Here is a 23,809-nt window from a genome sequence, read left to right on the forward strand (position 1 = left end):
ATTCTGATTTTATTTATATTTTAAAACTGACAATTCCGCAGTCTAATTCAAAAATTTGACCAGATATAGCACTTGCTTTTTCGGATATTAAATAAGAAGCTAGGTCTGCAACTTCTTTTGGTGCTAAATATTTTTTTAGAGGGTGTCGTTCTTTTATGTTTTCGATCATTCTTTCATTGCGCAATAACTTAGAGGCTAACTCTGTATCTGTTACTGTTGGGGCAATGGCGTTTACACGAATTAATGGTGCTAATTCTGCTCCTAAAGATTTTGTTAAGCCTTCTACGGCAGATTTTGCTGCAGCTACACTAGCGTGAAAAGGCATCCCTAATTTTGCCGCTACCGTGCTAAATAATAATACGGAAGGTTTGTTACCTTTTTTTAAAGAGGGTAAATAATGTTGAATTGCTTTTACAGCACCAATTACATTAATTTCAAAGTCTTCTCTGAAATCATTTAGTTGTAGTCTAGAAATTGGTTTTAGGTTAATGCTTCCTGGACAATAGATTAAAGTGTCTATTGTGTCTATTTCAGGTAAATCATCTGTAAGAATATCACAAGTAAAGTGATTGAGATTAGTGTGGGAAAGTAAAGGAGCTGTTCTACTGATGTTTATAATTGAGTTTTCGTCAATTAAGCTATCAATAATTGCTTTTCCAATTCCTTTACTTCCGCCAATAACTAAAATTTTATTCATTTGCTTTTAAGGTCTTCCTTTCAAGCGCTTTTCAATTTTTTGTTTAACTGCTGTAAGGCGCTTCATTTGATCCATTATTTCAAGATCTTTTTCTGCTTTATATACTTCATTTAGCTCTAGTATTAAGGCTTTTACCTCTCTAGAAGCTACAATTCTATCACTAGTTGTTTTAAATGAGAACTTTCTGTGTTCAAATTCTTCCGCTCTTTCTAATAAATTCATTCTCTGTTTCGCTGTTTTAATCTATAATTTGTGAATATAATTATAAAAGTTAGAAAAACAAGAGAAATCTGTAATTATTATGCAGTTAACGGTTTTCCCTTTAAGCGTCTCTCTATTCTTTGTTTTATAAGGGTCAAACGTTTCATGATATCCATAATTTCAGAATCTTTATTCTTTTTATATACCTCGTTTAAGTCTAAGATTAAAGCTTTTGCTTCTCTAGCTGCTAAAACACGGTCACTTGTAGTTGGAAATCTCATTTTTCTTGTTTCAAACTCTAATGCTTTTTTGATTAACTCCATAATTTAATTTTTCTGTATTGAACATTTAAATCTTCCTTTTTGGAAAGTTCTTAACTTTAAATGTTTTGTTTTTCTTTCCTGAACCCTTTTTCTCCACATTACAAAGCTTTTAGGCTTCATTCCTTTCAGCATTAAATCAATAACTTCTTGTTCTTTTAGGTTAAATTGATCTTTTATTGCTTCAAACGTGGTCTATCTTTTCAGTCCATTTCTATTATATGCTCAATAGCTATGCCGTTTAATTGCTTAATGCATAGATTTATCTTATAGCTGCATAGAATTAATTTTTGATTATTTTAATATGTTTATAGCAATCAAATACTATAAACATATTAAAATAAATTTCTTTTTTCTGTTTTTGAAAAAAAGTAATTAGGGACTATATTTCCTATTAACAGTTATTTATATTTCAAATATAATAAATGTTTAATGATTTGACAAATAAATTAAACAATATTAATGTTTTAAATTTATATGTTTTTTTTTGATAAAAATATTTAAGATCAAATAGTTTTTAGAATAGAAAAGAGATGAATGTGTCTAGTTCTAGATAAACGATACGGATTAATAAGGATTTTAACTTACAAGTTATTGTAGTATTTTATTTGTTAATATTGTTAATCATACCGTTAAAAACAAACCAATGGAAAGGCATTACGGCATACCAATAGAGTCTTCCTGCTAAGCCATGAGGTCTAAATGTTGCTGTTTGGTGTAGTTTTCCTTCGTCAATTTTAAATTCTAACCAAGCTTCACCAGGCATTATCATTTCTGCATAGAGTAGGAGTTTTCCTTTTTCTTTATCAGCATAAATTACGCGCCAGAAATCTAGAGCATCACCGATATTTAATTCTGTAGGATGCCTTCTACCTCATCGTAAACCGGCACCACCAAAAAATTGATCTAAAAATCCACGAATTTTCCATAGAAAAGTACCATAATACCAGCCTGTTTCTCCTCCAATTGCCCAGATCCTGTCTAGTGTTCTTTTTTTATCCCTTATAACTCTTTCTTTATGATCTTTAAAGCAACCATACTCTGGGACGTTCACAAATTCGTGAACAAAGTTTTTTAATTTTCCGCTACTTATATAGGAATCTTTCCAGCTAGAAATAATGCTATTTTGTTCAATTTTTTTAAAGGCTAATTTCACTGCCTCTTTGTAAGACATTGGGTTTACATCTAAAATGGCATTAATGTTACTTTTGTTTCCAATAACTTCTACTCCCATAGAGTTTACTAAGGAACTTGCTAATTTGTAAGAAGTAGAGGTTACAAAGTAGAGCCAATAAGAAGATAGTTTTGGCGTCATTATGGGTACCGTTAAGATGTGTCTTTTTAGTTTTCTAACTTCTGCGAATTGCAGTAACATTTCTTTGTAGGTTAGAATTTCCGGACCAAAAATATCGTGAGAAGTATTAAATAGTTCTTTTTTATCTAATGCTTTGTGTAAAAAAGTTAAAACATCTCTAATGGCTAAGGGTTGTGTTTTTGTATTGAGCCATTTAGGGGCTATCATTGCAGGTAATTTCTCTACTAGGTCTCTTATGATCTCAAAAGAAGAACTCCCGGAGCCAACAATAATTCCTGCTTTAAAAGTGGTTAGTGCGTATTTGTTTGACGCTAGTGTAATTTCTACGTTTTTACGAGATAATAAATGTTTAGAGAGTTTAGTGTCATTAGTTATTCCACTTAAATAAATAACTTGTTTTATGTTTGTTGTTTCTGAAAAACGTTTAAAATTTAGTGCACATTTTTCTTCTAAGTCATGAAATTCTTTGGCAGAATTAGACATGGAATGAATTAGATAATAAGCAGCGTCAATGTCTTTTGTAATGTTAAGGAGGCTGTCTATGTTTAAAAAATCAGCTTCTACTAATTGAATGTTTTTTTGATTTCTGTAATAATTTTCAGCTCTAATTTTATCTCTTACAGGGCAAATTATGGTATGTCCATCATTTAGTAATAACGGAATTAAACGTTTGCCTATATAGCCAGTTGCACCTGTTACAAGAATTTTCATAGATTTTGTCTCTTTTTTTTAGGTTTTTTATAAGCTAATTGTTCCTTTAATTTGGAATAACAGCCTAAACAATTAATTGTAGCAACATTTCCTTTAGGTAAATTGATTACCCTGTCGTGTTTGTAACAATTTCCCTTTTATATATAACTCTTCTTTATATTTTGTCGATGTAGGATGTGCGTCTTCAATACTATTTTCATAAATATGATTGATAGTAAAGATACCATTTTCTTTTGTGTTTTAATAAGTATCTCTTGGTCGGTTGTAGACTTTAAAATAAAGTGTAAATTATAAAGTATAAAGTTGTCAAATTTAAAACTAGAGTAACTGTTTATAAGTTTTATTTTATAAACAGCTGTTCTAAGTCTTGGGTGTTCTTATGATTAAAAACGGCCTTTATAGCGATTTAAAATTATTAATTTTTATGTCTTTTGCTTTTAAATCGTGCATTAAATTGTACAAACCAAAAAAGGTTCTATTAATATAAATAAAATGCTTAGAGCCTCTGTTTCCGTTCATGTCTTTTAGTTCTGTGCTTTTTGCGTATTTAGCTCCTAAGTCAGAAAGTTTACCGAAGAAAACTTCATCAGAAAAATCGAAAGTTTCTTGGTGAAACGGTTGTGTAAATAAACTTAGCATTTCATGAAACATAGCTCTGAAAAATATGAGTTCTTCGTTGGAATCATCTGCTCTTAATATTTCTAACTGAAATAATTTTTCTTCAAAAAACGTAGGGTTGCCAATATTTTCTTTTTGAGCTAATTCGAAATAAGGTACATAAAAGTCTTCTGGAATGGTTTTCATACAACCAAAATCAATTACAATTAATTCGTTTTCTGGTGATATTAAAAAATTTCCAGGATGCGGATCTGCATGTACTTTTTTTAACTTGTGAATCTGAAACATGTAAAAATCCCATAGTGCTTGCCCTAGTCTATTAGCAACTTCTTGGTTGTCTGTGTAGAATTCAGATAAATGAACACCATGCATCCAATCCATGGTTATAATCCTATCTGATGATAAATCAGCATAATATTCAGGGAAATTAAGATTAGGAATGTGTTTGCAGGCAGCTACTATTTCTTTACTTTGTTCTACTTCTAAAATGTAATTGGTTTCTTCGACTAGTTTATTTTCTACTTCTTTAAAATATTTATCAGAGTCTTTTCCTCTAATATTAAACATTTTAATGGCAATAGGTTTTACCAATGCTAAGTCTGAAGCAATACTTTGTGCAACGCCAGGGTATTGAATTTTTACAGCTAATTCTTTTCCGTCCTTTTCTGCTTTATGAACCTGACCAATACTTGCTGCATTTATAGAAACAGTATTGAATTTGTCATATATTTCATTAGGATCTTTTCCAAAATACTTTTTAAAGGTTTTGGTTACTAAGGCAGGAGAAAGTGGGGGTACAGAGAACTGAGAGAGAGAAAACTTTTCTACATACGCCTGTGGTAAGATGCTTTTTTCCATACTTAACATCTGAGCAACTTTTAAAGCGCTTCCTTTTAAGGTTTTTAAACCGTCATAAATATCTTCAGCATTATTTTCGTTTAAACGTGCTTTTGCTTCGTCTTCTGTTTTGGTTATTTTATCTCCATAATATTTTAGATAATTAACCCCAATTTTTGCGCCAGTAGTAACTAATTTAGAAGCTCTCTGAATTTTAGAAGTTGGTATAGAATCTATTGTTTTCATGGGCTTTTAATTAAAGTTTACTTTTTCTTTTAAAATGAATTTTCCAAAATCGATAATGCTTTGTAAAGGTTTAATGTCCATTAAGTCAAAACGAGCGTTAATCGATTTTTCAATAAAAATATCGGTTTTTTCAAAGGATGGAGAAACATCATCTAGCCAAAACTTCATAGTTACTAATAAATGAAACCAAGAGGATTCTTTAATTGATTTGTCTTGGATTTTTTCTAATTTTTCGTGCTTTAAATCTATTTTTTCTATGCCAATATTCTGAACATAGTTGAGGTAGCTTTCTCTTAATTTTTTTAGCGATTTTAGTTTCTTAAAATCTTTTTTACTGTTTTCTAACGCATACACAACATAGCTTCTATTCGCTGTTAATATTTCGAAAAAAGTAAAATAAAAACTGAGTAATTTGTTTCTTGCATCAAAGTTTTCGTAATCTTCACTTTTAGCTAAAACAGTTATGGTGTGGTTAAAAAATTCAGAAAAGATAGCTTCTTCAACAGTTTCAAAAGAACTATAGAATTTATAAAAATCAGCTTCATCAAAATTATTTTCTTTTGCAAAACTATATACAGACTTTGGTTGGTGGTTGTTTTCTAAGACAAATTCCATATACCAAGATATTAAATTGTCTTTTGTAATATTTTTCTTTTTTGCCATAATCTTTTGATATTTATGCAAATATACAATTGTTTAACTAATCCTTGGTTTTGTTAAACAATAATTTTATGTTAAATTAAATTGAGAGATTTAGAATTAAAAGAATAAACATCAATAGATTATCTATATTTGCGTGCAATCTTAATTTATTATTGATGAATTTTAATTTGAAAACAGTATTAGTTACCGTACTATTATCAACAGCTTTTTTTAGTAGTTGTGATAAAAAACAATCAGAAAAAGATAAAAAAGAAACCGTACAAATTAAAGCTTTAAGCCAAGACGTTAAAGCACCAGAAGGTATGGTGTGGGTTTCAAGCAAAACATTTTTAATGGGAGCTAAAGAAGGAGATCAGTATGCGATGCCACGAGAAAAACCTGCTCATAAAGTAGCAGTAGACGGATTTTTTATCGATGCAAAGGAAGTAACGAATAAACAATTTAGAGAGTTTGTAGTGGCAACTAAGTATGTTACTGTTGCAGAAAGACCAATAGATTGGGAAGAAATAAAAAAAGACTTACCTGCAGGAACAGAAAAACCTGCAGATTCAATTTTACAACCCGGAAGTTTAATTTTTAATAAACATGCTAAAGGAGTCGTTTCTATGGCGAATTACGGACAATGGTGGAAGTGGCAAATTGGCGCAAATTGGAAACAACCAGAAGGTCCAGGTAGTTCTATTGAAGGGCAAGATAATTTCCCGGTTGTACATGTTGCACAAGAAGATGCTTTGGCGTATTGCAAATGGGCTAATAGAAGGCTGCCTACTGAAGCAGAATGGGAGTCTGCTGCACAAGGTAAGTTTGAAGATAATATCTTTGCTTGGGGAAATAAAGCAGAAGACTTAGATGCGAATGCGAATACATGGCAAGGTAAATTTCCTACAGAAAATATTTCTGAAGATGGGTTTGATTATATTTCTCCAGTAGGATCTTATCCTGCAAATAATATTGGTTTGTATGATATGGCTGGTAATGTTTGGGAAATGACTTCAGACTTATTTAATGTAAAATATTATGAAACTTTAGATCCTTCCGTGGTTTTAACAAACCCTACAGGAGCAGAAAAATCGTATACACCAAGTAATCCGTATCAAATTGAATATGTTATGAAAGGTGGTTCTTTTTTATGTCATGCATCTTATTGTGCGAGTTTTAGAATTTCAGCAAAAATGGGTATGGAGCCTAATTCTGGTTCAGATCATATTGGTTTTAGAACAGTTGTTACAAAAGACATGTTGGCAGAATAATAAAATATTTATAATTTTTAAATTGATTAAAACTCCTTTTTTTGATAAAAAGGAGTTTTTTTTGTTCACAATCATTATAAAATATTATTCCGACTAAGTTTCTATAATAAAGGTTAAAATGGATTATAGATAATGTAATTTTTATCTATATTTACGAAAAATTACTAATGAAAATTTAATAAATTAATTGGTTTGTTGAATAAATTTCCCTTATTGTGTGTTTTTGTTGGTGAAAATGTATATTTATAATTTGATGGGGAATTTTATTACAGATCAATTTTTTTAGAGAAAGTAAAATCTGTTTAACTATTTAAAATTTAATATTAATAAATAATGAAGTTCTTTTTAATTCCCCTAGCCTTTATTTTCTTTAGCTATAATTTTACATTTTCTCAATCTCCTTCAGGGTTCCCTAAAGAATATAAAGTATTAGAAGTTAAGCCTTCTAGTACAGATTCTCTTATTAAAGAAGCAGATTCTCCTCATTTAATTGTTTACAATCCAGATGCAAAACAAGGAAAACTATTGTTTTTTATGCCAGGAACTGGAGGTATAGCTCTAAATGGTCCTAAAAGATTTTTTGCAACAGCTGTATCTCAAGGGTATCATGTTATTAATATATCTTACATTAATAGACCTGCTGTGGCTCAAATATGTAGAGGTGAAAACTTGGCAGACAACTCTAAGTGTACATCAGAATTTAGAAAGCAGCGTATTTATGGTGATAGCAATTTTTCATTAATAGATGATGAGCCTCAAGACGCAATAGTAAATAGGCTTACTAAGTTATTAATTTATCTTTCTAAAACAGATAAAGCTGGTAATTGGGATGCTTATTTAGAAGCTGGTAAACCAAAATGGAGTAAAATAGCTGTTTCGGGTCAATCTCAAGGAGGAGGAATGGCTGCTTTTATAGCAAAAGAACATTTAGTTGCTAGAGTTATCGATTTTTCTGGTGGTTGGGATTATTCTGCTAAAAATAAAATAGCAAATTGGTATGCAGCAAAAAGTGTAACACCTGCTAACCTTTGGTATGGAACTTATCATGCAAAGGAACCTGCGGCAAAAGTAATTAAAGAAAGTTATGAGACTATGAAGATTCCTGAAAATCAGATTTATTCTTTTGATTTAGCTGTTCCTAAAGGAAGAAAAGCACACTCTAATGGTATTAGAAATACTAATTATGCTGATCAATGGATTGAATTGTTAGGAAGGGCAAATTAATAATTTTATTTTTAAAAAAAATACATAATAATAGATGAAAATTTTAAAACTATTTATACCTGTGCTTTTGGTATTTTTTACTTCTTGTTCACAAAAAAGTAACTCTCAAAAAGGTTTAAAAACAGCACAAAAACCAAATATTATTTTTTTATCCATAGACGATTTAAGAACTGATCTTGGTTCTTATGGAAACAAAGAAATAAAAACACCAAATATAGATGCGTTATCTGCAACATCTATGGTAATGCTAAATACACATTCTCAATCAGCAGTTTGTGCATCTTCAAGAGCAAGTGCAATGTTAGGTTATAGACCAGATTCTACAAGAGTTTGGCACTTGGGAGATAAGTTTAGGGAGATAAATCCTGATGCAGTAACAATGCCTCAGTATTTTAATAAAGCAGGATATTATACTGTAAATATTGGTAAAATTTTTCATAATTATATGCCAGATTCTATTTCTTGGGATGAACCAGATTTAAAGCCTTTTCCGTATAATACAAAAGAGTACGCTAAAAGAGATGCAGAAACCTATTATTATACAGAAGATGCATTAGAAGATCAAAGGGTAAAAAGAGCAGCTTTGCTAGAGCAAAGAAAAGGAAGAGCAGTTTATGGAGATGGTTGGAATAGAGGGCCTGCATTAGAAAGTGCGGATTTACCAGATTCTTTGTATTTTGATGCTATGCAAACAAAATTAGCCTTAAAAACAATTGATAGAATTAAGGGTAAAAAAGAGCCATTTTTTTTGGGTCTTGGTTTTTATAGACCTCACCTTCCTTTTGTAGCTCCAAAAAAATATTGGGATTTATACCCTGCGGGATCTGTTTCTCCTGCTGCAAATCCAAAGTTACCAAAGAATGTTCCTGTTATGTCTGCAAATGCTAATTATGAATTAAGAGCGTATACAAATCCAACTAAAATTGGTCGTCCAGAAGATGCTTCATTGCCAGAAAAATATGCAGATTCTTTAAAAAGAGGATATTATGCAAGTGTAAGTTATATTGATGCTTGTGTCGGGAAATTGGTAGAAGGTTTAAAGGAAAGAGGGTTGTATCAAAATACCGTAATTGTTTTATGGGGAGATCATGGATGGAAATTAGGAGACCATAACGGTTGGGGGAAAATGACAAATTTTTATATTGATACACATGTTCCTTTGATTATAAAAGGAGTAAATCAGAAAGAAGGTAAACGTATAGAAGCGCTTTCTGAGTTGGTAGATATATTTCCTACTTTATGTGATTTAACAGGTGTTGATAAAGCAGATTATTTTCAAGGAACAAGTTTGGTTCCTGTATTTGATAATCCAGATTTGGAGTGGAAAGATGCTGTTTTCACTCAATTTAGAAGACGTAAACGTATTTCTAAAGATGGTTATGAATATATGGGCTATTCTATGCAAACTAAACAATATCATTATATAGAATGGTATACTTGGGATAATGATAAAAAGGAGAAGGGGGATTTTGCAGCTAATGAATTGTATGATCATTATAAAGATGCTAATGAATCCGTTAATATTGCAGGTAATGATGAAGCAGCAGCCGTAGTAAAAAGTTTATCGGTGCAATTATCTAAAGGATGGAAGGGCGCATTGCCTAAGAATAGATTGTAGATATCTTCACTAACGGTTGTGTTTAAAAATATATAGAAATATTAAATACTTTATAAATGGTACTATTCAATACTTGTAAAATTGAAAATCAAAAAAAAATAAATTTAAAATTTAAAAAGTTATTTGTGAAACTTTGTGTTTGTAGTTTATTTTTAATTGTGTCTTGTAATAACTCAAAAATGAATACGCAAGCTGTGATAAAGGAGCCAGTAGAGGAGGTTGTAACTAGTAAAGCCGAAACCAATAAATTACCTCACCAAAATATGAAAAAATTAGGGCTAATAGGAGGTACTTCTTGGCATTCAACCGTTGAATATTATGCTGCAATTAATCAATCTGTGAATGCTTATTATGGTAATAATACAAATCCGCCTTTAACGGTTTACACAATAAATCAGGCAGAAATTCATAGGTTTCAAAAAGAAAATAAATGGGATTCTATAGCTGTTTTATTAACAGAAGGAGCGTTTAGTTTACGTAAAGGAGGGGCCGAATCTGTAATGTTTTGTGCAAATACGCCTCATAAAGTATTTGATATTGTACAAAGTCAATTAGATTTTCCAATCATTCATATTGGTGATGCTACGGCAAAAGCAATTCTTAAAAAAGATGTTAAAAATGTTGGCTTTTTAGGTACAATTTATACAATGGAAGGTGATTTTATAACCAAAAGAATAGCTGATAGCGGAATAAATGTTTTAGTGCCGGAAGAAAAGGAAGTACTTATTGAGTTGCAAAGAATTATTGAAGAAGAACTTACGTATGGCGTGGTTAAGCCTGCATCTAAAAGTTATGTGCTTAATGTTATTAAAGGTTTGGAAGATAGAGGTGCAGAAGGAGTTGTTTTAGGTTGTACAGAATTTCCTTTAATGATTTTTGATGAAGATTTAGAAATTCCAACTTTTGATACAACAGAAATTCATTCTATGGCTGCTGTAGATTTTATTTTAGGTAATTAATGCCTTTTAAATTGTAATACAATTTTGGTTTCTATAATTTGCCCTATATTATTTCGTGCTTTACGGAAAAATATAGGGCAAAATATTTTATTAAAAACATGTTCTTTTGAAGTAGCATATATACAAGCTTTATTCAAATTTCTACGTTCTATCTTAATATTAAACTAAACATTATTAGTTTTAATATTTTATCGATTACTTCTCTTTTTTTTTAGTAAAAATAAACACTATATTTTTTTAAATTATTATTGGTAATACATGTTTTTTAAGCATTACCTATGTAAAAAGGGCTTCTCTAAAGCAATACTGATTTTAGTGATATCATCTTTTTTTATAAACTTAAATTACTAGTTATTTAGAATTTTATGTTAATTGTTGAGTAATTGCAACAATACTACCCTGTTTTTGAGAATTTCTGAATTTAAATAATTAATAGGTTTGAAGTAACCATTCGTTGTAATGGTAAAACCAAATTATAAACTAATTATTAAATCAATGAAATTAAAACTAAGTGCTTTGTTGTTGCTGTTTTGTAGTTTTATGTCTTTAACGGCTCAAACAACAATTACAGGGACAATATCAGACGAGACAAGTTTAACTCTTCCGGGAGTTAATATTTTGGTAAAAGGGACAGATAGAGGTACAAATTCTGATTTTGATGGAAAGTATTCTATTAAAGTTTCTAAAGGTGAAATTTTACAATTCTCATTTGTAGGTTTTGTAAATCAAGAAGTTGTGGTTGCGGATCAAAACGTAATAGATATTGTCTTAAAAGAAGATGCTCAACAATTAAATGAAATAGTAATAATAGGATATGGTTCTACTACAAAGAAAGATCTGGTTTCTTCTGTTTCTTCTGTAAAAGCAGATGTATTAGAAAATCAACCAGTTGCAAGATTAGACCAAGCATTACAAGGTAGAGCAACAGGAGTTTCTGTAACCTCTAATAGTGGAGACCCAGGTTCTGGTTCTACAATTAGAATTAGAGGTAATAGTTCTATTAATGGAAATAATAACCCATTATATGTTATAGACGGATTTATTGTAGGTACAGATTTTAACTTAAATACTTTAAATGTAAATGATATTAAATCTGTAGATGTTTTAAAAGATGCTACTGCATTGTCTATTTATGGAACAAGAGGTGCTTCTGGAGTTATTTTAGTAACGACTAAAAATGGTACAGAAATTTCAAAAGGAAAACCAAGAATTAGTCTGAATCATTATTATAGTGTGCAGCAAGTAGCAAATGAGGTCGATCTTTTAAACGGAGAAGATTATGTAAATTATATTAATGAGGCAGGGCAATTTAACCCGAACTTAAATAATGGTTTTGGAGGGACCGATCCTACTTTGCCTTTGTTGTTTAGTGAGCCTGGTGAAATTGAAACTACAGATTGGTTAGATATTGCAGCTCAAACAGGTTATGTTAGAAATACAGATTTATCTATAATGGGGAATTCAGAAAATTCTAATTATTATATTTCTGTTAATCATTTTGATCAAGAAGGAATTTTAAAAGGTTCTGGATTAGAGAGAGTTACTTTTAGAACGAATTTAGATGTAAGGCTTTCAGATAAATTTAAAACAGGTATCCGTTTAAATGCAACACATTATAAAAAAGAAAATAATAAAGTCAATTATTCAAGTATTGTCTCTTCAGTTTTACCTATTAGAACTGTCTATGATGAAAATGGAGATTATACAGGTGTAAACCCAATAAGTTCTTCAACGGAAAGAAACCCGGTAGCAGATGCTAATTTAAGAGTGGATCATGATTTAGTTACCAAGCTTATTACAAATGCTTATCTTGAGTATGAGTTGTTTGAAAACTTTAAATTAAAGTCTACTTTTGGTGCAGAAATAACACATACAAAATACAACGATTATCTTCCGGGAGCTTTACCTGATAGACAGATTTCTAATGGTGGAACGGGATATGCTAATATAGCTACAAATTATGCAAAAAGTATTTTAAATGAAAATACGTTTACCTATGATTTAGGTTTAGAAGATCATTCTGTTAAGTTGTTAGGTGGGTTTACATGGCAAAAGGATACGAATGAAAGCACTGTTTCTCAGTCAGATGGTTTCCCTAATGATGCTGTTTTGTTTAATAATTTAGCTTTAGGTGATGCAACGCTTTATTATGCAAATTCTGGATATGGTCAAAGAACATTAGCTTCTTTTTTAGGTAGGGTAGATTATGGTTACAAAAGTAAATATCTTTTAACTTTAGTTGGTAGATACGATGGCTCTTCTGTTTTTGAAGAAGGTAGCAAATATGCCTTTTTTCCTTCTGTGGGGCTTGCTTGGAATGTAAGTGATGAGGCTTTTTTAGAAGATGTAGATGTAATTGATAAATTAAAAGTTAGAGGTAGTTATGGTATTGTTGGTGAACAAGGAGTAAATTCTTATAATTCTATTGCAACGTATAATAACACTATTAATATTTTTAACGACAATGTTGTAAATGGTGTTCAGTTGGGATCTGTACCAAGTGAAGGATTAACATGGGAAACGACAAAACAGTTAGATCTTGGTTTTGAAGTTAGTTTTTTAAAGGATAGAATTTCTTTTGAAGCAGATTACTATTTAAAAACTACCGAAGATTTACTTTTAGCAAAAGCTTTATCTGCACAAGCAGGAGGTGGTACTCAGTTGCAAAATGTAGGTTCTGTAGAGAATAAAGGTTTTGAATTTTCATTAAACACCATTAATGTGGAGAAAAAGGATTTTTCTTGGAATTCAACATTAACAATATCTACAAACAAAAGTAAAGTTTTAGAGTTAGATGGTAGAGATTATTTAGATTTACAATCTACAGGTAACCAGGGTGGTACTTCTGCAAGACTTATTGTTGGAGAGTCTATGCCAGTTTTTATTGGACTTAAATACTTAGGAACTTATAAAAATGAAGATGAGATAATTGCAGATGGTAGAAAAGGAATGTCTTTTATCGGTGGTCCTAGGTTTGAAAATTTAGATGATAACCCTACCTGGAATGATGAAGATGCTGTTATAATTGGTAGTCCAGAACCAGATTTTTATGGAGGTTTTAGAAATACATTTACCTACAAAGGTCTTTCTTTAGATGTCTTTTTTCAAGGTCAATATGGTAATGATATCTTCAATATAAGAACACAGGCATCTTATTACGGAAGAGGAGAGCAAAATTTAGATTCTAGAGTGTTAAATCGTTGGCAAGAAGGGGTAAATGAAACTTCAGATATACCTAGAGCGGGTGCTTCTACAAGTTTATTCAATCCTAATAGTACTGTTAATATAGAGGATGGTTCATTCTTAAGATTAAAAACAGCTACTTTAAATTATAATCTTCCATTAGATAAAATAGGATTAGAAAATACATTAAGCGCTTTTAATGTATATGTAACTGGTACTAACTTGTTTTTATTATCTAAATTTAAATTAGGAGATCCAGAAACAAGTAATTTTAGTGCTAGTAGTGGGTTAGGTTCAGTATCTCAGGGTTTTGCTTCTGGTACTTACCCTTATGCTAAATCTGTTACATTAGGATTAAAAATGGAATTTTAAAAAAATAATAAAATGAAAAATATATTAAAAAATAAAGTTGTTCTAGTCTTACTAGGTTTATTTGCTTTAATTTCTTGTGATGATTTTCTACAAGAAGATTTAAGAGATGCAATTACTCCTGGAAATTTTTTCAATAATGACAAAGAGGCAGAATTAGCTGTAAACGGAATTTATAGAATATACCATAATAATAACCTATATGCACAAAGAGGTTTAGATGATTATTACACGCATGGTGCAGATGTTGTTGGTCCTAATAGAAATGTAAATGGATCTATACACAATTATTTAATTGCAGAAGGTGTAGCAGACGGAAACGGTGTATGGTCTCAATTGTATGAAGTTGTAAACGGAACAACAGAGTTTTTAGCAAATATTGACGGTAATGAAAAACTTACGGAAGCTAATAGAAATCAGGCGGTTGGAGAGTTACTGTTTTTAAGAGCTTTGGCTTTTTATCATTTAACAAATTTATGGGGAGATGTTCCTTATTTTAGAGAAATGTTAAACCCAATTGAGGCTGGAGAATTAGGGCGTTATGATAAAGACCTAATTAGAACAGATATGAAAGCAGATTTAGAAAGAGCGGTAAGTTTATTGCCATCTACATATTCTGGTTCAGATTTAGGAAGAGCAACAAAGTGGGCGGCTTATGCTTTAAAAGCAAAATTTCATTTATTTGATAAAGAGTGGTTATTGGCAAAAAATGCTTGTGATGAGATTATAAACAATTCTCCACATACTTTATTATCTAATTATGCAGATGTTTTTAATCAATCAGATCCTGCTAATTCAATAAATAACGAACACATTTTTATCATCGATTTTAAATCAGATGAGGTTTCAACTACAAGAACCGATGACTATAATCCTCGAATAAGAGATGAGCCTTCAAATAGAAATGATGATGCTTTTGATGAATTTGGAGCACCTGTTTTAAAAACGAATGGTACACAAATGAAAAGATGGGAATACTTTCAAAGTGTAATGTTAGAGCAAGAGGAAGATATGCAGGGTTATGGATGGTCTGTCCCTTTACCAGAATTAGCAGATAAAAATAACTGGCAAGATGGAGATTTGCGTTATGATGCAACTGTAGTAACCGAGTATTTAGGATTTGAACTAGCGTTTCCATATTTCAGAAAAAATTGGAACTTAGATCAAGTGAACTCTTTAAGAGGGAACCATCATGAAAATTATATTGTTTTTCGTTTAGCAGATATTTATTTAATGGCTGCTGAGGCAGAAAATGAATTAAATGGTCCAGGAACTGCGTATTCTTATGTAAATGAAGTTCGTAAAAGAGCTTTTGAACCAGATCAGCCTTGGAGTGGAATGTCTCAAACATCTTTTAGAGAAGCAATGTATGATGAAAGAAAGTTTGAACTTTCTGCAGAAGGACATAGAAAAATGGATTTAATTAGATGGGGAATTTTATTAGATGTGGTTAAAAGTACAGAACATAGAAGTTGGAATAATCCGGCAGCTAATATTCAGTCATATCATGTGTTACTTCCAATACCACAAGCACAAATAATATTGAATGCAAATTTATTAACATCAGATCCTTCTAATAACGGTTATCGTTAGGATGTAAGAAGTTTTTAGTAAAGAGGTTGTTTAAAAAGTTAGTTTCTTGTCATTCTGAATTTATTTCAGATTCTTATGAAGGTTAAACTTCAGTGCGACAGGATTTATTTCTTTCTATACGGCCTCTTTTTTTGGGGAATATTTGTCACTTAATTTTTTAAAATAAAATACCATTTAAAAAGCATGCTTTTTAAATGGTATTTTATTTGTTCAACAGATAGATAGTTAAACAATAATCTCAAACAAAAAGTATAATATCCTTTAAAGTAATTGATAAAAGAAATATAATGAGCCCCTTTTAGAGATAGTTAAAAGTACTAAATGTTAATCTTTGATATTTTAATATTGTTTTTATAAATCTACTTTGTTCGCTAATTGCTTTAAGATTAAAGTTTTTTTTATCAAAAAAACAAAATGAACAAAGAAGTTATCGTTTTTTATTGAAAATTAAAATCGTTTTCCAATACCGATTCCTATGGCCCAAGTACCTAAATCATTTGCACGATAATCGTATAAGACGGTAGGAGAAACATCCCAATGATTTCCAAATTCTATTTCATATTCCAGGCCTGTTCTTATAATAAAAAGATTCTCTTGTTTTTCTAACTCAACACCTGTACCTAGTACTAAGACCCAATTTTTGTGAAACTTATAAAGTGCATCTATAGTTAAAACTACAGGGTACTCCTTTTCAACAAAAAGTTCATGTTCTTTTTCTATTTCAAAAGTTTCAAGTTCTAAATCATTGTGTAAACCCACTCCCCATTTTTCATTAATCCAATATTCTAAATCCAATCCAATAGTAGGTACAATAACAGTTTTATTTCCATCGGATGTAGAGGTGGGAATATATGTATGGCTTAATACGGGGCTAACTCTAAAGTGTTTAAAGTGATTTTCTTGTGCGGTAGTAATAAAACTAATAAAAGTAAATACGATTATTAAAATGGCTTTTTTCAAAATTATTTTATTTAGGCAGCAAAAATAACTATAAAAATAAATGCCAAATATGATATATGTTATTTTTTAAGAAAGATTTAGAAAATATTTAAATTGCTGTAATGTCAATTTAAGTCTTTAAGTAGTATTCTTTGTTGATGGAGTTTCTTAAACTGAGAGGGCGATTTTTGTAAGAAGTTATAATTTCGACAACTTTTAGACTTGATTCAATTTTCGATTTGATTTGTAGTTTTTGTAAAATAAAAAAGCAGAATATTTTAAAAAATATTCTGCTTTTTGTCGGGGTGGCAGGATTCGAACCTGCGACCTCCTCGTCCCAAACGAGGCGCGATGACCGGGCTACGCTACACCCCGAAAATTGATACATCAATTTGCGAGTGCAAATATAGAATAATATTTATATATTTAATGAAAATTTAATTTTATTTTTAAAAAAATGAAGCAATCTATTTATTTCTTTTTCGTCTATTTTAGTTTTATTGTATTTGGGTTTTCTCAAAGTAAAGAGTATGAGTTAATTGTGCCTAATTTAACAAATCCGTGGGGTTTTACTTTTTTACCGGATAACGCTATGTTAATTACAGAGAAAGAAGGAAAGCTAATTCATTTTAAAGATGGAGTAAAAACAGAAGTAAAAGGTGTTCCAGAAATTTACCTGAGAGGTCAGGGTGGATTTTTAGATATTGAGTTGCATCCTAATTATCAAAATAATAATTGGATTTATTTTACCTACGCATCATCCGAAGGAAAAGGAAGTGGAGGAAATACCAGTTTAATGAGAGCAAAATTAAAAAACAATCAATTAATAGATAAACAGGTCTTATACAAAGCAAGTCCTAATTCTTCTAGAGGACAGCATTTTGGTTCTAGAATAACTTTTGATGAAGAAAACCATGTTTATTTTAGTGTAGGAGATAGAGGAAATAGAGATGAATATCCGCAAGATATTACAAAAGATGGCGGAAAAATATATCGGTTAAATGATGATGGTACTATCCCTAAAGACAATCCTTTTGTAAGTGTTAATAATGCAAAAAAAGCAATTTATAGTTATGGACATAGAAATCCACAAGGGATGGAAGTGAATCCAGAAACAAAAGAAATTTGGTCTCACGAACATGGTCCGAAAGGAGGAGATGAAATAAATATTATTAAAATTGGTAAGAATTACGGTTGGCCTAAAGTGAGTTATGGTGTTAATTATAGTGGTACTAAATTTACAGATAATACTTCTTTGCCGAATATGGAAAACCCCATTTATTATTGGACACCCTCTATTGCACCAAGTGGTATGGCTTTTATCAACAGTAAAAAATATGGTAAATGGAACGGTAATTTATTAATTGGTTCTTTAAAGTTTCAATATTTAACAAGATGTATTTTAAAAGGAAATAAAGTTTTTAAAGAAGTAAAAATGCTTAAAGATATCGGGAGAGTCCGTTCTATAGAACAAGGTTTAGATGGTTTTATATATGTTGGTGTAGAAAATTTAGGGATTATTAAATTACTCCCAGAATAATATTTCAATTTTATAAACTTATTTTTCCATTGTTAAAACTTATAAACAATCGTGTTATAAAGGAATAAAAAAGAATATTTTTGTTATCCATAATCAAATAAATTTAAAATGTCAGATACAATAGAAAAAATAAAATGTTTAATTATTGGTTCTGGTCCTGCCGGTTATACCGCAGCAATATATGCAGCTAGAGCAGACATGAAACCTGTAATGTATACAGGAATGCAAATGGGAGGGCAATTAACAACTACAACCGAGGTTGATAATTTTCCGGGATATCCAGAAGGTACAGATGGTACTGCAATGATGACAGATTTACAAAAACAAGCAGAACGTTTTGGTACAGAAGTTCGTTTTGGTTTGGTAACAAGTGTAGAATTAAGTGACAAAGTTGGCGGAATTCATAAAGTTATTGTGGATGAGTCTAAACATATTGAAGCAGAAACCATAATTATTTCTACAGGAGCTACTGCAAAATATTTAGGGATAGAGAGTGAGCAGCGTTTAATTGGTGGTGGAGTTTCGGCTTGTGCTACATGTGATGGTTTTTTCTATAAAGGACAAGATGTAGTTGTTGTTGGTGCAGGAGATACTGCAGCAGAAGAAGCTACATACTTATCTAATATTTGTAGTAAGGTTACTATTTTAGTTCGTAAAGATTTTATGAGAGCTTCTAAAGCGATGCAACATAGAGTTAATAAAACTAAAAATATTGAAGTTTTATACAACACAGAAATAGATGAGGTTTTAGGCTCTAATGTAGTAGAAGGTGTAAGAGCAATTAACAATCAAACAAAGGAAACTACGGATATTGCAGTTACTGGAGTTTTTATTGCAATTGGTCATAAACCTAATTCAGATTTGTTTAAAGGTGTTTTAGATATGGATGAAACTGGGTATTTAATTACCAAAGGGAAATCTACAAAAACAAATTTACCAGGAGTCTTTGCAGCTGGAGATATTCAAGATAAAGAATACAGACAAGCAGTAACTGCCGCAGGTACAGGTTGTATGGCAGCTTTAGATGCAGAGCGTTATTTAGGTGCCTTAGAATAGAGTATTTTAAATATAGCATAAAAAAAGAGATTACATTAAAATGTAATCTCTTTTTTATTTATCTTTTAAAGAAAGTCTTTAAACAGTTACAGAAGCTTTCATAGATTTTCTGTAAGTAAAAGAGTTAAAAATATTTCTTTTACCAAAGTTGTTCATTGATTTCGCATTTACAAATTTTCCAAAAAGTATTTTACTAACACCAAAGTATTCGTATTTATTACCATCTGTAAAAGTTACTTCTAATAACATACTTTTGTGATGCCAGTCTGCAACTTGAAACTCTGTAATAGTTGTTTTATAAGCATCTAAATTAGCTGCTTTAGTTTCTGGAGCTATACTTACTAAGAAATGATACCCATCTATAATTTGAGTACTCATAAGATCTGCTTCCTCCTTTTTAGCGTCATCAGTAAATTTATCTGGATGCCATTCCTTAACTAAACCTCTATAAGCTTTCTTTAAATCTTTTAAATCTATAGGACCTTCTACTTTAAAAAGTTTTTTATATTCTTTAATACGTTTCATTCGTGTGTTTTCAAATTGCGTGCAAAAGTATTGATATTAAATGGATTATAATGCAATAAAAGTTTATTAAATTATAAAGAGAGGTTTTAAAGGTTTAATTTCTTTTAATTAGAACAAATTTATCGCTCCCTAAAACAGTTTTTTTTTATTGTTAAAGTTGATAGTTAACTGATTTTTATCATTTTATTACCAGGTTTTCTTTCGCATCTTTAGAGATATCTTTAAAGTATTTTATTATGAAAACGAGCATTTCTTATTTCGAAACCAAAACCGAATTTCGTCTGTTTGTAACGAAGTCATTTTCAAGTTTAGTAAAATTAAAAAAGGAAGAAAAACAAATCGATTTTAATCAATTGGTTTTAAAAATTTTACCTGAAATTAGAAAGTATGTAAATCAAAGATTAAATACAGCGATAAAAAAAGGTCACTTTTCTAAAAAAAAATATAAAGCAGATGATATTATAGATCAACTTTTTATTACTATTTATGATACTATTGATGAAGTAGAAAATGAAGGTGATTTCTATTTATGGTTGTATAAAAAAACGAATGATTTATTAGAAGACGTTATTGTTGAAGAAGAGTTTAATGAATTGTTTTTCAAAAACATTGATGATTATTCTAAACCAGATTGGGATGAAATGCAAGAAGAATTTAGCATAGACGGAGAGGGAGATTTATTACTGTTAGAAGAAATAGATGATGTTACTTATTCAGATAACGAATATAGCTTAGATCATGTATTTGTAGAAGATGATGAGAAAGATTTGGTAGATAAATTAGATACACAATTAGGGGAAGATAAGGTGAATGCACATATAGAATTAGTACTGCACAATATGCCTGTTGCGATGCGTATTGTTTTCTATTTATTTACAAATCAAAAATTAAAAATAGAGGAAATTGCAGAAATACAGAAAAAGTCAATTCCAGAAATAGAAAAACTTCTAAGTGATGCTAAAAAAGCAATACAAAGAAGTTTGTTTAATAGATATTCTGTATCTGATTAATATTTTAAAACGGAGGTTCTTAAATCACTTTTTATATGATTGATAAAAAAATCACTTTAATAAGAAGTGATTTTTTTATGACGAATAGAGTCTTTTTGAGAATCGGTCCAATTATAGTTTCCTTCATAAATACCTTTTGTTTCCCAATCTCCATACATTGGGTTTGGTAAAACAATATATTTATTCCCAAAAGAAGTATGTAAACTATCAGTGTTTTTATTCCTCTTATCAGTAGTGCTATTTTCGAATATTGATGAAAAGTCAGACAAATTATCACCTAATAATAATACAATTTCATGGGTTTTGTTTACGTGACTTCTTCTTGTTCCTTTTTCGCTACTATTGGTTTTTAAAAGTACGTGAGTTTCATCAGCAAAAGGAAAATCCTTTAATTGTAGGTTTTCGATGGTTTCTTTTGTCTGTGCTGCAGATCTATTAGAAATATAAAATACAGCTACATTTTTACTTTTTGCATACTTAAAAAAAGCGAGTGCTCCTGGTATTGCATTTGCTTTTTTCTGTGCTACCCATTCTGCCCATCTATCTGATGTGTAGTTTTCATCTAACTCAATTTGTTTACCAGAATACGGACTGTTGTCTAAAAGAGTTTCGTCTATATCTGTTACAATAGCTATTGGCTTTTCAGAATCATTATTGGCAAGAATTTGATCTAATCTAAGTTGTGCTAAATTATATGCTTGGTAAGTTAACGCTTTGTATTCTGCAGCATTTTGAACCCATAATAAAGATTGTATGGTATGCTCTTTAATAGGAGTATTATTTATAGTTTGTTGTTTAATTGTGGTAATCTGAGTTTTACATCCTAAAAAGATGAATGCAGCAAAAAGAGAAAAAAATATTTTATTTTTCATTATAAATTATGTTTTGTAAATACTAAAGTACTTCAAAATTAATATAATTTTAATTATTCTATGAATGTTTAGGGTATAAAAAAAACCATCAAAAAAAATGATGGTTTTTACAACAAACAACTAATTTTTAACCTAAAAGTAAGATTAAATTTTTATTATATAATGATAGTCAGTTGAGTTTGAAGAAGAATTTGAAAACTTCGACAAACTCAATTTGACATCAAGAGTTTTTAGAAGCAGTATTTATTTTCTGCTTTTACTTTTTCTGCGATTTCGTTACGTAAATCTACAATATCTGGGTAGTTTTGGTACTTCGTAAAACGTTTTAATCCCATTAACATCATACGCTGTTCATCACCTTCGGCAAAAGAAATAATACTTTCTTTCCCTTTTTCTTCAATAATATCTACTGCATGATATAAGTATAATTTAGACATGGCAATCTGTACAGATTGTGCTTCTTCACTAGTGCGTTTTACGTTTTTTTCTGTTCTTAAAATAGCAGATTCTGCCATATAAATTTCAATTAAAATATCTGAAGCTGCAAGTAATAATTGCTGATGTTCTTCTATTTCTGGACCATATTTTTGAAGTGCTGCACCGGCAACCATTAAAAATGTTTTCTTTAGTTTGGAAATCATCAGTTTTTCTTCAGAAAATAATTCAGAAAAATCAGGAGTATCAAAAGAAGGAATTCCCATTAAGCTATTTGCAACTTCTGTTGCAGGGCCTAATAAATCAACATGACCTTTCATCGCTTTTTTAATAAGCATTCCTACAGAAAGCATTCTGTTAATTTCGTTAGTTCCTTCGTAAATACGCGCAATTCTTGCATCTCTCCAAGCAGATTCCATCGGAGTTTCTTCAGAGAATCCCATTCCACCAAAAATTTGAATTCCTTCGTCCGCACAATTTTGGACATCTTCAGAAACGGCCACTTTTAAAATAGAACATTCAATAGCATATTCTTCTACACCTTTTAATTCTGCTTCTTGATGTGTGTTTCCAGCTTCTACTCTTAAGGCAATTCTATCTTCAATATCTTTAGAAGCTCTATAAGTTGCAGATTCGCCAACATAGGAATTCGTTGCCATTTCTGCTAATTTTACTTTAATAGCACCAAAATCTGAAATAGGAGTTTTAAATTGTTTACGTTCGTTTGCATATTTTACAGCATGTGTAACAATTCTTCTTTGAGAGTCTAAACAAGCAGCAGCTAATTTAATTCGCCCAACATTTAAAGCATTCATGGCAATTTTAAAACCTTCCCCACGTCCTGCTAACATGTTTTCTACAGGAACTACAGTATCATTAAAAAATACTTGTCTTGTTGATGAAGCTCTAATTCCTAATTTATGTTCTTCTTCTCCTAATGTAATTCCATTAGGGTTTTCCTTATCAAATTCAACAATAAAACCTGTTATGTTTTTATCACCTTCTATACGAGCAAAAACGATCATTAAACGACAAAAACCTGCGTTTGAAATCCACATTTTTTGTCCATTAATTTTATATGATTTTCCATCAGCTGACAATTCAGCAGTTGTTTTACCAGAGTTTGCATCCGATCCAGCACCTGGTTCAGTTAAGCAATAAGCTCCAAACCATTCTCCAGTAGCTAATTTTGGAACATATTTTTGTTTTTGTTCCTCTGTACCATATAAAGTAATTGGCATAGTTCCAATTCCCGTATGTGCACCAAAAGCAGTACTAAAAGAACCTGTTCCAGAAGAAATATAATCGCAGGTTAAAACCGTAGAAACAAACCCCATTCCTAAACCCTCATAAGCTTCAGGAACTGCTACTCCTAAAAAACCTAATTCACCAGCTTTACGCATTACTTCTTCTGTAAGTGCGTAATCTTTTGCTTCAAAACGTGCTTTATGAGGAATAATTTCTCTGTCATTAAATTCAGTAACAGCCTCTTTCATCATTTGTTGCTCTTCAGAAAAATCTTCTGGAGTAAATATATCTTCACAGTTTGTTTCCTTAACAAGGAATTGACCACCTCTTAATAAATCTGCCATATTTTTGTTTTTTTTAGATTATAGAAGAAAGAAAAT

The 23,809-nt window shown here is 30.5% G+C and carries 18 protein-coding genes, 1 tRNA gene and 2 pseudogenes; 9 read left to right on the top strand and 12 right to left on the bottom strand.

The genetic code is table 11. The features are described 5' to 3' along the window. Positions 1 to 13 precede the first annotated feature (13 nt). From H0I27_RS04855 to H0I27_RS04885, 7 genes and pseudogenes are all read right to left on the bottom strand, one after another. The gene (locus H0I27_RS04855) at positions 14 to 697 is read right to left on the bottom strand and encodes an SDR family NAD(P)-dependent oxidoreductase (protein ID WP_218732763.1); all 684 of its coding nucleotides are present in this window, start codon (positions 695 to 697) and stop codon (positions 14 to 16) included. Positions 698 to 703: 6 nt separating this feature from the next. Continuing rightward, positions 704 to 919, bottom strand: a complete 216-nt coding sequence (locus H0I27_RS04860) for a hypothetical protein (RefSeq protein ID WP_068448590.1) — start codon at positions 917 to 919, stop codon at positions 704 to 706. A gap of 77 nt (positions 920 to 996) precedes the next feature. Further along, positions 997 to 1,221, bottom strand: a complete 225-nt coding sequence (locus H0I27_RS04865) for a hypothetical protein (protein ID WP_165732956.1) — start codon at positions 1,219 to 1,221, stop codon at positions 997 to 999. Positions 1,222 to 1,224: 3 nt separating this feature from the next. Continuing rightward, positions 1,225 to 1,472 (bottom strand): annotated as a pseudogene (locus tag H0I27_RS04870) (TIGR03643 family protein). Positions 1,473 to 1,822: 350 nt separating this feature from the next. Continuing rightward, positions 1,823 to 3,244, bottom strand: a pseudogene (locus H0I27_RS04875) (SDR family oxidoreductase). 396 nt (positions 3,245 to 3,640) lie between these two features. Beyond that, on the bottom strand, positions 3,641 to 4,945 hold the full coding sequence (locus tag H0I27_RS04880) for an AarF/ABC1/UbiB kinase family protein (RefSeq protein WP_218732764.1): 1,305 nt from the start codon (positions 4,943 to 4,945) through the stop codon (positions 3,641 to 3,643). A 6-nt stretch (positions 4,946 to 4,951) separates the two neighbouring features. Then, the gene (locus H0I27_RS04885; protein ID WP_218732765.1) at positions 4,952 to 5,608 is read right to left on the bottom strand and encodes a TetR family transcriptional regulator C-terminal domain-containing protein; all 657 of its coding nucleotides are present in this window, start codon (positions 5,606 to 5,608) and stop codon (positions 4,952 to 4,954) included. A gap of 155 nt (positions 5,609 to 5,763) precedes the next feature. On the opposite strand from H0I27_RS04885, the gene H0I27_RS04890 reads away from it, so the two are divergent. From H0I27_RS04890 to H0I27_RS04915, 6 genes are all read left to right on the top strand, one after another. Then, positions 5,764 to 6,858 (top strand): formylglycine-generating enzyme family protein, encoded by a 1,095-nt coding sequence (locus H0I27_RS04890; RefSeq protein ID WP_218732766.1) that lies wholly within the window; start codon positions 5,764 to 5,766, stop codon positions 6,856 to 6,858. A gap of 333 nt (positions 6,859 to 7,191) precedes the next feature. After that, complete coding sequence (locus tag H0I27_RS04895; RefSeq protein WP_218732767.1) at positions 7,192 to 8,082, top strand: hypothetical protein; 891 nt, start codon at positions 7,192 to 7,194, stop codon at positions 8,080 to 8,082. A gap of 34 nt (positions 8,083 to 8,116) precedes the next feature. Continuing rightward, positions 8,117 to 9,700: a sulfatase gene (locus H0I27_RS04900; protein WP_218732768.1), complete on the top strand. Its 1,584-nt coding sequence runs from the start codon at positions 8,117 to 8,119 to the stop codon at positions 9,698 to 9,700. 179 nt (positions 9,701 to 9,879) lie between these two features. After that, a complete protein-coding gene (locus H0I27_RS04905; RefSeq protein WP_218732769.1) occupies positions 9,880 to 10,659 on the top strand; it encodes an aspartate/glutamate racemase family protein in 780 nt (259 codons plus the stop codon). Between the two features lie 495 nt (positions 10,660 to 11,154). After that, positions 11,155 to 14,214, top strand: coding sequence for a TonB-dependent receptor (locus H0I27_RS04910; RefSeq protein ID WP_218732770.1), 3,060 nt, complete (start codon positions 11,155 to 11,157; stop codon positions 14,212 to 14,214). 12 nt (positions 14,215 to 14,226) lie between these two features. Continuing rightward, a complete protein-coding gene (locus H0I27_RS04915) occupies positions 14,227 to 15,804 on the top strand; it encodes a RagB/SusD family nutrient uptake outer membrane protein (RefSeq protein ID WP_218732771.1) in 1,578 nt (525 codons plus the stop codon). 447 nt (positions 15,805 to 16,251) lie between these two features. On the opposite strand, the gene H0I27_RS04920 is transcribed toward H0I27_RS04915, so the two are convergent. Together H0I27_RS04920 and H0I27_RS04925 are read right to left on the bottom strand one after the other, a co-directional pair. Next, on the bottom strand, positions 16,252 to 16,764 hold the full coding sequence (locus H0I27_RS04920; RefSeq protein ID WP_218732772.1) for a hypothetical protein: 513 nt from the start codon (positions 16,762 to 16,764) through the stop codon (positions 16,252 to 16,254). Positions 16,765 to 17,043: 279 nt separating this feature from the next. Beyond that, positions 17,044 to 17,118 (bottom strand) — tRNA-Pro (locus tag H0I27_RS04925). 82 nt (positions 17,119 to 17,200) lie between these two features. Between H0I27_RS04925 and H0I27_RS04930 the strand changes: the two genes are divergently transcribed. Both H0I27_RS04930 and trxB read left to right on the top strand, forming a co-directional pair. Beyond that, a complete protein-coding gene (locus tag H0I27_RS04930) occupies positions 17,201 to 18,283 on the top strand; it encodes a PQQ-dependent sugar dehydrogenase (protein WP_218732773.1) in 1,083 nt (360 codons plus the stop codon). 108 nt (positions 18,284 to 18,391) lie between these two features. Further along, positions 18,392 to 19,339, top strand: a complete 948-nt coding sequence (gene trxB, locus H0I27_RS04935) for a thioredoxin-disulfide reductase (RefSeq protein ID WP_218732774.1) — start codon at positions 18,392 to 18,394, stop codon at positions 19,337 to 19,339. 78 nt (positions 19,340 to 19,417) lie between these two features. Here trxB and H0I27_RS04940 read toward each other — a convergent pair whose 3' ends face one another. After that, a complete protein-coding gene (locus tag H0I27_RS04940) occupies positions 19,418 to 19,864 on the bottom strand; it encodes a KTSC domain-containing protein (protein WP_165732937.1) in 447 nt (148 codons plus the stop codon). A 236-nt stretch (positions 19,865 to 20,100) separates the two neighbouring features. Here H0I27_RS04940 and H0I27_RS04945 point away from each other — a divergent pair, with 236 nt between their 5' ends. Then, complete coding sequence (locus tag H0I27_RS04945; protein WP_218732775.1) at positions 20,101 to 20,874, top strand: RNA polymerase sigma factor; 774 nt, start codon at positions 20,101 to 20,103, stop codon at positions 20,872 to 20,874. A gap of 56 nt (positions 20,875 to 20,930) precedes the next feature. Here H0I27_RS04945 and H0I27_RS04950 read toward each other — a convergent pair whose 3' ends face one another. Beyond that, a complete protein-coding gene (locus H0I27_RS04950) occupies positions 20,931 to 21,746 on the bottom strand; it encodes a 5'-nucleotidase, lipoprotein e(P4) family (protein ID WP_218732776.1) in 816 nt (271 codons plus the stop codon). Positions 21,747 to 21,976: 230 nt separating this feature from the next. Continuing rightward, a complete protein-coding gene (locus H0I27_RS04955; protein WP_218732777.1) occupies positions 21,977 to 23,773 on the bottom strand; it encodes an acyl-CoA dehydrogenase family protein in 1,797 nt (598 codons plus the stop codon). Positions 23,774 to 23,809: the final 36 nt, after the last annotated feature.

This window comes from Polaribacter sp. HaHaR_3_91, from assembly GCF_019278525.1.
Taxonomy (GTDB): domain Bacteria; phylum Bacteroidota; class Bacteroidia; order Flavobacteriales; family Flavobacteriaceae; genus Polaribacter.